Below are 12589 nucleotides of genomic sequence, written 5' to 3'. Positions count from 1 at the left end.
TCAAACAACCCGCCCCCACAGATCATACTCGCCCGCTTCCTCAACCTCGACCGTGACGATATCGCCTACGGTCAGCTTCTCATGCCCCTCGTCGATAAACAGGTTTCCGTCGATCTCGGGCGCGTCGGCTTTGGTGCGGCAGGTGGCGGCGTCCTCGTCGATTTCGTCAATGATCACGTCCATGCGCTTGCCCACCTTGGCCTGTAGCTTGGCCTCCGAGATGGCTTGGGCCTTTTCCATAAAGCGGTTCCAGCGGTCCTGTTTGACCTCCGCATCCACATGATCGGGCAGCGCGTTTGAGCGCGCGCCGTCGACGTTTTCGTATTGAAAGCAGCCGACACGGTCGAGTTGGGCTTCGTCCATCCAGTCGAGCAGGGTTTGGAACTCGGCTTCTGTCTCGCCCGGATAGCCGACGATGAAGGTCGAGCGCAGGGTGATGTCGGGGCAGACCTCGCGCCATGCGGCGATTTCGTCTAGGGTTTTGGACGCAGCGGCGGGGCGGGCCATGCGTTTGAGCACATCGGGGTGGGCGTGTTGGAACGGAATGTCGAGGTAGGGCAGAACCAGACCTTCGGCCATGAGCGGTATCAATTTGCGCACATGGGGGTAGGGGTAGACGTAGTGCAGGCGCACCCAAGCGCCCAAGCTGCCAAGATCGCGGGCCAGATCGGTGATATGGGCGCGGTGACCGCGATCTTCGGCGTGTTTGATGTCGACCCCGTAGGCAGAGGTGTCTTGGGAGATAACCAGTAGTTCCTTGACGCCGCTCTCGACCAGCCTCGAAGCCTCGCGGATCACCGCATGAGCGGGGCGCGATTGCAGTTTGCCACGCATGTCGGGGATGATGCAGAATTTGCACTTGTGATTGCAGCCTTCCGAGATTTTCAGATAGCTGAAGTGGCGCGGGGTCAGCGATACGCCTGACGCTGGCAGCAGGTCGATAAACGGATCAGGCGAGGGCGGCACGGCGAGGTGTACGGCGTCCAAGACCTGTTCGTACTGGTGCGGGCCTGTCACAGCAAGGATACGGGGGTGGTGTTCGCGGATATAGTCAGGCTCCGCGCCCAAGCAGCCTGTCACGATCACGCGGCCATTCTCTGTCAGGGCTTCGCCGATGGCATCAAGGCTCTCGGCTTTGGCGCTGTCCAGAAATCCGCATGTGTTCACGATTACAGCGTCTGCACCCGAATAATCGGGCGAAATGGCGTAGCCTTCGGCGCGCAGGCGCGTGAGGATGCGTTCAGAATCAACCAGCGCCTTGGGGCAACCGAGGCTGACCATGCCGATGGTAGGCTGGCCTGTGCGTTTGGGTTCATTGAACGTCGCACGCGGCGCTAGATCGGGGCGGAGGCTTGGGGGATTTGTGCTCATCCCAGCGCTATAATGTACGGCGCTGGTTTGGGCAATTGCTCAGAGTTTGGTAACAGGCAGCCCAGAGGCGATCCAACCTGGCCCGGCACCAGAGCCGAGCATACCTTCGGGAACGTCGATGACATTGGTAAAGCCAAGCTCTTGCATCCTGTTGGCCAGCCCGCGCGAGCGCACGCCGCGCGCGCAGATGAGCGCAACAGGTGCGGATTTGTCTGGCACAAGGTCCAGCATTTTGCGTGTGAAGTCGGGATCGCGCATATCGAGCGGGACAGCGCCGTCAGGCACACCTGTGCGCGCCCATTCATCGGGGCGACGAATGTCGATCAGGGTAAAATCGCCGTTTCGGGCGCCAAGATAAGCGGCATGAACGCTGAGTGCAGTCCCCTCAACGCTGGCGCCAATATTGTACCAATAGGCAGCAGCCGCCCCGCCCAGACCCAAACTACCGATCAGCAAAGTGCGGCGGTTGAGAAGTGTTGTGGCGACGGGGCGACTGTTGCTCATGGGTTAGCCTTTCGGTGCGGCAGACGACCACTGGGGAATGGTGCGGTCAGAAGCGGGCTTCGGGTCAAGGCTTGGCCAGTTGGCAGTGGACAGGTTCAGATTGCCCGGGATGTCCTCTTCCCAAAAGCCTACTACATTTGTTGTGATGTTGAGGTAGAGTTTGTCGTCCACAATCCGCCACAGGGTCGGGTTGCCTGGTACTTTGCCGCCTTTGGCGACGCCGTAGGCGCAGTGGCCGTCATATTGCGGCGCGTATTTGGCTGGGTCGGCAAGAAACGTATCGCGGTTGGCATCGGAAGAGAACGCAAAGGTCGCGCCGTTATATTTGGCTGTGATAGCCTTGTTGCCCTCCACTGGCGCGGGCTGGGTTTGGCCGACCGGGTTCTGGGGCAGCGAGAAATAGGCGACCACATCATAACCTGATGCGGCAAAGCCAGTCTCGTCGATATACTGGTCGCCTGCAAAGGCGGCACTGGCAAAGCTGATTGCCGTGGCGGCGGCGGCGAGGGTGAGGGCGAAGCGGGTCATTGTACTCTCCTGATTAGCGGCGCTGTTGGCCTGTGCACTGGAAGTTAGGGACCAAACGAAACGATTGCATCTCGCAACTGCGTGACCTCGCGGGCGCGTGATGCGGACAGGGGCAATCGGGCGGAATTATTTCAGAACAGGGGGGGCATCGGGATCACTACCGGGCAAACGGGGCGTGTTTTGTAACGTCTCCATCTGTGGCAGGTCAAAGCGCAGGCCCACCTTCATCAGCTTTGTTACAGTGGGATCGGTGTGATTGAAAAAGCCGACATCCATCGCGCCCGCCTCGATCCCTGAAAATGTGAGTGCTTCGGAGGCCGCCCGCACGAGGGCGTCCTGCGCGCGGGGGATCGCGTCAACGAACGCCAGCAAATGCCCGCGCCCGCCGCCGCTGTATTCCACGCCGACCAGCCATGCGTTGGCCGCCATACCTGTTGCGGTAGCCAATTTTTCGTCAATGGCAGTGATCAGGGTTTCGGGCAGACCTTTGGGGGGCAACACGGTTTCGATCTTGGCCTCTACTTCGGCTGCTGCGTGGGTCAGCGTTTCGCGCAGCCAAGCGACAGCGGTGTCAGGCAGAAGGATTGCCGAAGGGGCCACATCGACGTTCAGCGCGATGCCCAAGGGCTGGCCCTCTAGCATCGCGGCGACATTTCGTCCGGACAGGGCCACGTAAGACGCGGCATCGCCTGCATATTGCGCAAGGCGCTGGGCGCGGTCAAAGGCCAGCAGGTACTGCGCACGCTCGGCCTCCAGCACTTTTGGGTTGATCTGATCGCCCTGCGGTTCTTCCTCCAGCAGCAGATACAATTCTGCATCTGCCATACGTTCATAAAACCGCAGGCGGGCGGTATCGTCATCCGGTGCGGCGCTCATTGCGGCATGGGCGATGTCCAGCGGTGTGGGATCCATTCAGAGTACCTCGGCTACGGCGGCTTGCAGGCGGGGGAGAACCTCTGCCTCGAACCACGGATTTTTCTTGAGCCAACCCGTATTGCGCCATGAAGGATGTGGCAAGGCGAAGGTGCCTGTGGGATGGCTTTCCCAGTCGCGCACGGCCTGTGTGACGGTTTTGAACTGTGGCAGATGATAGCGCATAGCATGGCCGCCGATCAGAACGGTCAGGTGCACATCGGGGACCATTGCCAGTGCATCGGCGCGCCACGTCTTTGCGCAGAGGGGAGGCGGGGGCAGATCGCTGCCTTTGGCATCATATCCCGGAAAGCAGAATGCCATGGGAATGATCGCGATGCGGCTGCGGTCATAAAACGTCTCTTCATCCAGACCAAGCCATGCGCGCAACCGAACGCCTGACGCGTCCCAGAAGGGGGTATTGGCCTTGTGAACCTTCATTCCCGGCGCTTGGGATGCGATCAACACGCGCGCGCCGGTCTGAAACCAGACCACAGGATTGGGGCGATGGGCCGTCGCGGTTGCCGCAAATCTGTCGGCGCACAGGGTACAGGCGCGCAGGTCTTGGTGGATATCTTTCATGGAACATTAGGTAGTCGAGGCACTGCGATTGCCAAGGGATTATCCAAAGTGCACATCTTGTGGTGTTTCCCCGCAGGCTGCGTTGTACATTTGTTTCCTAATCGGACATAATATGGTCAAATTCCATTGATAGATGGAGCTATATCCTCCGAAAGAGAGGACATAAATTCACCCGCAAGCCGAACCGGAGCAGGCGCGCAATGCTGGAATTTCGTAACGTTTCCAAGTCCTTTTGGACTGGCACACAGCACAAGGTCATTCTTGATCAGGTGTCTTTTCGTGTGGAGCTGGGAAATTCGATGGGTATTCTGGCACCCAACGGCACAGGCAAAACCACGCTGATCAACATGATGGCCGGTCTGGAAAAGCCTGACGACGGCGAAATCGTGCGCGCGTGCAACATCTCATTCCCCCTTGGTTTTATGGGGGGGGTTGTGGGCAAAGTATCCGCGATGGAGAACGCGCGCTATATTGCGCGGCTCTATGGTCTGGACCCGGACTACGTCGAGAGTTTCTGTCGTTGGCTGTGTGGGTTGGGGGAATATTTCGACCAACCGCTCGGCACTTATTCCGCTGGCATGAGGGCGCGATTCTCTTTTGCGCTGATGCTGGCGCTCGATTTTGATATGTATCTGATTGACGAAGGCATGCCGTCCACGACGGATGTTGAATTCAACCGAAAAGCAGGTGAAATCCTGCAAGAACGCCTGCGCACGACGACGATTATCATCGTCTCGCATCAGGCGGAAACGCTAGAAAAATTCGCGCGTACTGCCGCGGTCCTTGTGGACGGGCAGCTGAACGTTTTTGACAGCTTGGAAGAAGCGAAACAGTTGTATGACTACCAAACCCAAAGCTAGAAAATTTCGCATAAAGCGCAGCCCGAGTGCTGCGACAGAGGCCGCAACGCCGCAGCCCAAGGCCGCAGCAGACGCTGGTCCTGTTCCCATGCCCGAGCCACCGCGCCCGACGCCTGCGCCCGATGCGGCAATGGCGGGGGAGGTGTCTTCGTCGGCGCAAGTAAATGGCGAGACAGACATCGAAGCGATCCGCCGCGAAGGTCTGACAGGACGTCAGTTGCGCATGGCACGCCGTGTCGCACAAAAACATGCGTTGCCTGCCACGTCTGATTTTGATGCAGTCCGGTTGCTGCGTGAAAAAGGTATAGATCCGTTTCAGCGATCCAACATGCTAGAGCTTGTCGTGCCCCAAGCGGGGGGCGCCCAGCACGAAGGCGGGCCCGGCAATGCGCTGGCGGCGCTGCCTGCGCAGCAAGGTGGTGCAGGCGCGGGCCGCGTGCAATTGCCACAGACTGTGCCTGTCGGGCGGGAAACCCTGCCATCGACCGAAACCGCGAACCCGATGGAGCGCAGAATGCGCGAAATCTCGGACATTCAGCGCGACATCACCGCACGGCGGCGCAAAAAGATGGGCCTGCTGTTGGTCCGTTTGGCGTTTTTTGTGATTATCCCGACGTTCTTTGCAGGCTATTATTTCTACAAAGTGGCCACCCCCATGTATGCCACCGACAGCCAGTTTCTGATTATTCAGAACGAAGGCACCGGCGGGGCCAGCCCCTTTGGTGGTTTGCTCCCCACGCAGTTTGCAAACTCTGCCGATAGCATCGCGACGCAAGGCTATCTTCAATCCAAGGATGCGATGCTGCGGCTGGACGAGGATGCGGGGTTCAAAGACCACTTTGCCAATTCCAGCATTGATCCGATCCAGCGCCTTACAGAAGATCCGACCAATGAAGAAGCCTACAAGCTCTACAAAAAGAATATCAAGATCGGGTATGATCCGACCGAAGGCATGATCCGTATGGAAGTGATCGCCGCTGACCCGCAGGTTGCGACAACCTTTTCCGAGCGTTTGTTGAAATACGCAGAGGAACGTGTGAACAGTCTGAGCCAAGCCAAGCGTGACAGTGGCATGAATGACGCCGAAATCGGCTATGAGAAGGCTGTACAACAGCGCCGCGAAGCGCAACAGCGCCTGATTGAGCTACAGGTAGAAAATGGCGTGGATCCCGAAGCTGTGATTGCAGCGATCCGTACCCAGATCACCAACTACGAAACACTGTTGATTGAAAAACAGCTGGAGCTTGCTGCCCTTCTCGACAACGCGCGGCCCAACCGTGCCAAGGTAGAGGGTGCGCAAGGCGATGTACGCCGTCTGGAAGGGGCGCTGGCGCAACTGAATGACAGGATGAACAACGCAACCGAGGGCAATAATTCCCTCGCCCAGCAGGCCGTGTCGTTGCAACTGGCACAGGCTGATCTGGTAAACGCAGATACAAACCTGCAATTGGCCCAGACAGGACTGGAGCAGGCCCGTACAGAGGCCAGCCGTCAGGTGCGCTATCTCACTGTTGCCGTTCGCCCTGTCCCCAGCGAAGAGCCAAGCTATCCGCGCAAGTTCGAGAATACCATTCTGGCGTTCCTGATCTTTGGTGGCATCTATCTGATGATCTCTCTCACCGCTTCGATCCTGAGAGAGCAGGTCACATCCTGACCGACGCCACCTTCTAACACACAAAAAAACACCCGCCTGAGTGATCCGGCGGGTGTTTTGCGTTGAGCCTGCGAGGAGTGCCCGACGGGCAGCGAGGAGCTTACTCGGCGGGTAGTTTTGCGGCTGCCAATGCCGCCTGCAAGCGCGTCCGCTCCAGTGCGGCGCGTTTCACGATAGCTGGTTCGCGCAGGGAGTTCGGGCTATCAAGACGCAGCGGCGCAGGGGCATGCGGTGACACCCGAACGCCCGACATGGCCGAGAGCGGCACCGCCAGCAAAAGGCTCAGCATAATAGGCACCAGCCAGAGCGAAATTAGTCCAGCGACCAGGCCAGACAGCAGGATTGTGCCGAGCACTGTCTCGATCCAGTGGAATTTGAGCAGCGTTGCCCAGCTGTGGCGGCGCGCATCGCGGGCTTGGGGCGCCCAGGCTTCGTGACTGGTGCTCAGTGCGCGCGCGACGGCTTTGCTTTGCTGGATCATCATGATGGGCGCATAGGCAACCGACAGGGCGACCTCCACCAGAAAGCTGCCCAAAAACGCGCGCGGTCCGCCGAACAGGCGCGCAGCGCGGGGTGTTGCTGCGATGATACCCGCGCCCGCGATTTTCGGGGTCAGCAGCATGGCATACATGATCACCAGAAATACGGCGCTGTCGATGTGGCTCATCGCGGGGGGCCAGTCGGGGAACAGCGGGTTCGCTTCGTTGAAATAGCGGATGACGTTTGTATCCGCGTCTTTCCCGAGCAGCGCCCAGACCACCAGCAAGAAAAACCACGCAGGGCTGAGCAGATAGGCAACAGCTCCGTGAAAGAGGTGAAAGCGCGATACAGGATGCAGGCCACGTGTGCCCAGCAAAGACAGATGTTGCAGGTTGCCACGGCACCAACGGCGGTCACGGATAACATAATCGATCAGGGTGGCTGGTGTTTCTTCAAAGCTGCCGGTCACACGTGGTAGAAAGCGGACAGACCAGCCAGCGCGGCGCAACAGGCCAGCCTCGACAAAATCATGGCTCAGGATCAAGGCATCGCGCCCACCGCGTCCGCGCAGATGGGGCAGCATGGCACATTCGGCAAAGGCACGGGTTCGAAGGATCGCGTTATGTCCCCAATAATTCCCTTCCGAACGCGCCCAAGTGGCCAGCCCTTCGGCCAGCAGCCAGCCATAGGCAATGTTGGAGAATTGCTGCATCCGCGCAAAGACTGTCTGCGCGCCGATGAGCATGGGGAAAGTCTGGATCAGCCCTGCATCGGGATCACCGGACAACTCGGAGGCCAAACGCTCGATCGCGCCTCCACTCATCAGGCTGTCAGCGTCCAGCACAACCATGCCTTCATAGGCAGCGCCCCAGCCGCGGGTCCATTCGGCTATATTGCCGACCTTTTTGTCGAGGTTTGTCTCGCGGCGGCGGTAATACACGCTGAACCCGTCTGGCGCATTGTGGCGTAAATCCTCAAACGCCTGCCATTCCTGCGCAGCGATCGCATCGTCACGGGTGTCCGAAAGGATAAACAACGCATACCGGTGCGGGCCGTGCCGCGTTGCCAGATCATTCAGCATCGCAGTTGCATTGCCAAAAACGCTTGCTGCGGCCTCGTTATAGACCGGCACCAGAAGGGCCACATCAATACCCTCTATATTTTCCTTGGGGCGTGCATCGGCGCGTGCGCGCGCCAAAAGCCCTGCAATCGCCACGCCAACCGTGCTGACCGATAGCGTGACCCAGACAAATGTTGCCCCGATCATGCTGAGCAAGATCCACTCAAGCCCGCTCATCCCGCCGCTGGCGAACCAACCATAAAGGCCCCACATCAAAAGGGCAGTTCCCATTACTGCTGGTACGAAAGTCGCAGTACGCCAGATGTTGCGCGGGTGCGTCGGCGTACCGTCCCGCTGTGCGGGCGCTATGCCAAGTGCCTGTTCGCGCGCGGGCAAGCTGGCCTTTGGCGGCATGTGAGAGGGAATATGCAGTTCGCTCATGCAGTTTTTGTCCAACGGTAAAGCCATACTTCGCTTAGAGGGGCGCCGCCTGTGCGCAATTGAACGCGGAATTCGGCGAATGTTGCGTCTTGGGGTTCAAAGGTGAACGCCAGACGGGGGCCATTGGTTTCGGGATTACGCTGCAAAATGCCGGGCGTTGTGGTGCCATGACTGCTGCGCAGTATAATATCTACGGCACTCAGATCTTCGGGCAAGGCGGAGCCATTGGCGAAATCAATGACCATAACCATTCCGCCCTCGGGCCTTCCCCCCATGGCGGTTCCGCGCACTGAGAGCAGATCATCCATCGGTGGTGAGGGGTCTGCGCCCCAGTGCAGTCCATAGCGCAAATTTTGCTCTGTTCCTGCCGCAATCGGTTGGGCAGGGCGCCAGTAGGCTACGATATTGTCGTAAATCTCCAGATCGGCGGGAATTTCCACCAGCGTTACGGCTCCTGCACCCCAATCGCCGCGTGGTGTGATCCAGACGGAAGGGCGCTTGTGATAGAGTGCTTCAAGGTCGTTATAATCGCTAAAATCGCGCTTGCGCTGCATCAGGCCAAAACCGCGTGGATTTTTGTCGCCAAAGGCGCTGATTTGAAGCGTGGTCGGGTTGGCCAGTGGCCGCCAGATCACTTCGCCGGCGCCGTTGTGGATCAGCAGGCCGTCGCTGTCATGTACATTGGGGCGGAAGTCAGAAAACCGCGCGCGGTCGGTTGCGTCGAACAGAAACATCGAGGTGAGCGGGGCGATCCCCACATGGCTCATGTCGGTGCGCGCAAAGATAGTCGCGTCCACTTCCATCTCCAGTACCGCGCCATGGGTGATGTCAAAGCGGAACGCGCCCGTGCAGCTTGGGCTGTCCAGCAGCGCATGCAGGGTAACAGAGGCATCGCCACTGTCTGGTGTCTCGATCCAGAAGGCAATGAAATCGGGAAATTCCTCACCCATAGGATCGCCGGTCTTGAGCGCGAGGCCGCGCGCCGAGAGGCCGTAAATCTCGCCTGTGCCAATGCCGCGGAAATAGCTGGCGCCTTGGAATACCGAATATTCCGTATGGACACCCGAGTTGAGCAGATCGGCGCGCAACCGCAGGCCTGAATAGCCCATGTGATCGTTGAGCGGCAGATCAGGGAATTTGTCGGTGCGGTCGAAGACATCCAGATCAAAGACCAACGGGCTGGCAGCACCATCCTCAACGATGTTGATTTCGACTGCTTGAGGGAAATAGAGACCCGGCGGAAAGACATCAACGCGCTGCGGGCGGGGTGTATCTTCCCAAAGAGCATTGCGGGTATCGAACCAGATTTTGCGGTACTGGTCATAGCTGATATCCTGCCATTCCTGCGGAATGGTCGGGCGCGGCGTGTATTCGGTTGCGGCCAAGGTGCGGGCGCGGTTTTTGATTGTTTGGTCGTTGAAAGGGGTGGGTGCACCCGTGCGCAAAGGCGCATCTGCTGCCAGTGCCGCCGCAGGCACAGCAGCAAGAGCGGCGAGTGCTTTGAGGATGTCGCGACGCAGCATCATGATGTTTTCCGCCAAGGTTGGGATTTGAACCAGCCCGCGCCATATGCCGTTGCCACCAGCACACAGGCACCGCCCAGATTGACCAGTAAAGTCGTGCCCGTGTCGCGGCCCGCGAGATCCATCACAAAGCCCATCACCCGCGCGGTAAACATGGATACGACGAACACGGCCAACGACTGCTGGCCGACCTTCAGGATGATCGCCAGCATCACGCTCCATATCCGAGCGGAAATGCCCGCACCACGTGCCAGCAGATTGTTGCCTTTGTCGCCCGCCAAAACCCATGCGAGATAGGCCAGCGACAAGAAGTGCACAAAGCGGAGGACGCCAAAATCGCTTTTGTCGATCAGCGGCTTTAAAGCGATCCGCGCGTCAATTACTGGGTTGCCGGTTTCGGTGACAAAGAACCAGTCGCGCGCAATGGCACGCACGCCGATGTTGCTTAGTGGGATGTTGGCGATGACGATGAAGGCTGCAAGGGCGATCAGCGCGGTATGAACGGGCGGCTTGGGTATCCAGCCGCGCATGAATGCAAAGCCCGTAAAGAAAATAAGCTGCCATCCAAAAGGGTTGAAATACCAGTCCCGCTCGGACCATGGCTCGGCCCCGAAGGCCAGATGGGATGCACCCCAGACCGATTCCTGTGCGCCCAGCCAGACAAGGCCCATAAAGGCGAACACCAGCCCTGTATGGACGCGCTGGAGCGCCATGACGATCGGCATCATCGCCAGCACGACCATATACATGGGCAAAATGTCAAAATAGTTCGGCACATAGGTGAGTGTGACCAATCCGACCAGCGGCACGGCAGGATCGGCAAAAAACTTCCATAAATTCAGAGAGCCGATGTATTGTTTGTCGTAGCCGCCAAAGTAATCAATGCCTGCCAGCATGGCCGCGATAGCGATAAACAGCCCGATGTGCGCCCAATAGACCTGCCAGATGCGAAAACCAACACGCGCGCTGCCCAGCACCCAGCCTGCACGCTGGAAAGCGCCGCCAAATGCAATGGCCGAAGCCATGCCGGAGCAGAACACAAACATCTCTGTTGCGTCCGAAAAACCCCAGCGTGCGGGAATCCATGAGGTGAGGAAATTACCCGGTGTATGGGCGATCAGGATGATGAACATCGCAATGCCGCGAAAAAAATCCAGCCGAAGGTCGCGCACGCGCGGTGTTGCGGCGGCAGCGGCCGCTGCGGCAGAAAGTGTTTGGCCAGTCGGGCGCGGCGCATCAGTAGCAGCAAGCGTCATGTCTTTGTGAGTTCCGATTTATTCCGCCGCGATGCCGCGGGCCTTGTTGAGTTTATCCAGCCGTAGTGCTGCAAAGCGGTCGAGGTGACCGCCGCGAAGGCTTTGACGTTCGCGCAGGATGGTTTCGGTTGCTTCATAGCGCCCTGCACGCAATCCCGCATCAATCGTCATACGCTCGAATACATCACGTTGGGCGTGGCTGCCACCGATTGTCTGCATGGCAGGCCGTGCGGCGACAAGGCTGTGGAAAGCCAGATCATAATGGCCTTCGGAAAAGGCATTCAGCCCCGCAAGAGCGGCAACACCTGGATCGGCGACAATGTCGGGCATCTGTCCTGTTTTGGTGGCATCGCGTGCAAAACGCGCTGTCATCGCCTCGCGGGCTTCACCGCGATCGGCCCCTGCGAGGGCCAGCAAGTAGTGCAGATCGGCAAACACAAGGCACCCATCCTCGACCCGTGCGGCGCTGAAATCGGCAAGTTCTTCCCAGCGGGGTCCGACATCCATGCCTTCCAGTTCCAACCGCATGAGCAAGGATGTAGCGTTGGAAATGTCGCGGTAGTCATCTGTCTTATCCGCGCGAATTTGCGCGTCATAGAGGCCCAGCGCCACATCCATCTCACCCCGCTCCATATGCAGCAAGGCCTTGTGCCACCAGACGTGATAGCGAAAGTTGTTCGAGCCACTCCATGCGGCGGTGTTGCCCTCGATCAAGGCGATACCGTTGTCGGGGCGCGCTGTCATGTCATGGACATGTGCTACTGCGTGCAGTCCCCATGCATCATCGGGTGCATAATCCAGTCCGCGCAGGCCTGTCGCCTCGGCACGGGCGTAATCGCCCGTTTCTTCCAAGGTAAACGCATGGCACCCCAGCAGATAGCCATAGCATGGATGATCCGCGCCATGCGCGGCCAACACACGCTCGACCGAGGCGCGCATACCTGAGCTATCGCCCAGCATGAAACGTATGCCGTGGCTGAGTTTGGCAGATAGCGTGTCGTGGGGCAGGGCGCGCAACACGTCCTCGACTGCGGCGATCGCAGCTGTAGGGCGTCCGTCGAGCCAATGGCCAAGCGCTGTGATCCACCCTAGCTCGCGCGCGGTGATCGGGTTGTTTGCAGCGGCGGCCTTGGCGCTGGCGAGAGCGGCATGCGCAGGGGCGATCACCTCTGCACGGCCTGTCATCAGGCAAAACAATCCGCGTGCCGCGTGGCCCATCGCAAAGTTTGGCTCGGCCTCCATCAGGCGGCCTAGGTGGACAGGTGTTTGTGTGCCGTGCGACAGCAGCCCGTGGATCACGCCGTTCCAATCCTCCATAGAGGCGGGAGAGGAAAGGGAAACGGGACAAGCACACATGTCGATCTGGGTCACAGCAACACACCTTTAGGTTGGACAGTCTGCGCGATGGGCGGCGCAGC

The 12589-nt window shown here is 59.1% G+C and carries 11 protein-coding genes; 2 read left to right on the top strand and 9 right to left on the bottom strand.

Going from position 1 to position 12589, the window contains the following annotated elements:
- The 5 genes from rimO to Q0903_RS11650 form a co-directional block, all read right to left on the bottom strand.
- Entirely contained in the window at positions 1-1371 is a 1371-nt protein-coding gene (rimO, locus tag Q0903_RS11670) for a 30S ribosomal protein S12 methylthiotransferase RimO (RefSeq protein WP_299415426.1), read from the bottom strand.
- Between the two features lie 39 nt (positions 1372-1410).
- A complete protein-coding gene (locus tag Q0903_RS11665) occupies positions 1411-1875 on the bottom strand; it encodes a rhodanese-like domain-containing protein (RefSeq protein ID WP_299415423.1) in 465 nt (154 codons plus the stop codon).
- A gap of 3 nt (positions 1876-1878) precedes the next feature.
- Positions 1879-2403, bottom strand: a complete 525-nt coding sequence (locus tag Q0903_RS11660) for a YHS domain-containing (seleno)protein (RefSeq protein ID WP_299028500.1) — start codon at positions 2401-2403, stop codon at positions 1879-1881.
- Positions 2404-2529: 126 nt separating this feature from the next.
- Complete coding sequence (locus Q0903_RS11655; protein ID WP_299415420.1) at positions 2530-3315, bottom strand: SseB family protein; 786 nt, start codon at positions 3313-3315, stop codon at positions 2530-2532.
- Positions 3316-3897, bottom strand: coding sequence for a uracil-DNA glycosylase family protein (locus tag Q0903_RS11650; RefSeq protein ID WP_299028504.1), 582 nt, complete (start codon positions 3895-3897; stop codon positions 3316-3318). It lies immediately after the preceding gene.
- Between the two features lie 200 nt (positions 3898-4097).
- On the opposite strand from Q0903_RS11650, the gene Q0903_RS11645 reads away from it, so the two are divergent.
- Positions 4098-4757, top strand: coding sequence for an ATP-binding cassette domain-containing protein (locus tag Q0903_RS11645; RefSeq protein WP_299028507.1), 660 nt, complete (start codon positions 4098-4100; stop codon positions 4755-4757).
- Positions 4735-6411 carry a capsule biosynthesis protein gene (locus tag Q0903_RS11640; RefSeq protein WP_299028510.1) on the top strand — a complete coding sequence of 559 codons (1677 nt, stop codon included), beginning with the start codon at positions 4735-4737 and terminating at the stop codon, positions 6409-6411. The genes Q0903_RS11645 and Q0903_RS11640 overlap by 23 nt, the downstream gene beginning before the upstream one ends.
- A 100-nt stretch (positions 6412-6511) precedes the next feature.
- Here Q0903_RS11640 and mdoH read toward each other — a convergent pair whose 3' ends face one another.
- From mdoH to Q0903_RS11620, 4 genes are read right to left on the bottom strand one after another with little or no spacing between them, the layout of a single operon-like run.
- Positions 6512-8392, bottom strand: coding sequence for a glucans biosynthesis glucosyltransferase MdoH (mdoH, locus tag Q0903_RS11635; protein ID WP_299415416.1), 1881 nt, complete (start codon positions 8390-8392; stop codon positions 6512-6514).
- Entirely contained in the window at positions 8389-9915 is a 1527-nt protein-coding gene (locus tag Q0903_RS11630; RefSeq protein ID WP_299416073.1) for a glucan biosynthesis protein G, read from the bottom strand. The genes mdoH and Q0903_RS11630 overlap by 4 nt, the downstream gene beginning before the upstream one ends.
- Positions 9915-11171 (bottom strand): OpgC domain-containing protein, encoded by a 1257-nt coding sequence (locus Q0903_RS11625; RefSeq protein ID WP_299028516.1) that lies wholly within the window; start codon positions 11169-11171, stop codon positions 9915-9917. Before Q0903_RS11625 ends, Q0903_RS11630 begins: the two co-directional genes overlap by 1 nt.
- Positions 11172-11189: 18 nt before the next feature.
- The gene (locus Q0903_RS11620) at positions 11190-12542 is read right to left on the bottom strand and encodes a tetratricopeptide repeat protein (RefSeq protein WP_299415413.1); all 1353 of its coding nucleotides are present in this window, start codon (positions 12540-12542) and stop codon (positions 11190-11192) included.
- Between the last annotated feature and the right edge of the window lie 47 nt (positions 12543-12589).

The organism is uncultured Sulfitobacter sp. (genome assembly GCF_947502895.1).
Taxonomy (GTDB): Bacteria; Pseudomonadota; Alphaproteobacteria; order Rhodobacterales; family Rhodobacteraceae; genus Sulfitobacter.
This window is presented reverse-complemented; position numbering and strand designations above follow the sequence as displayed.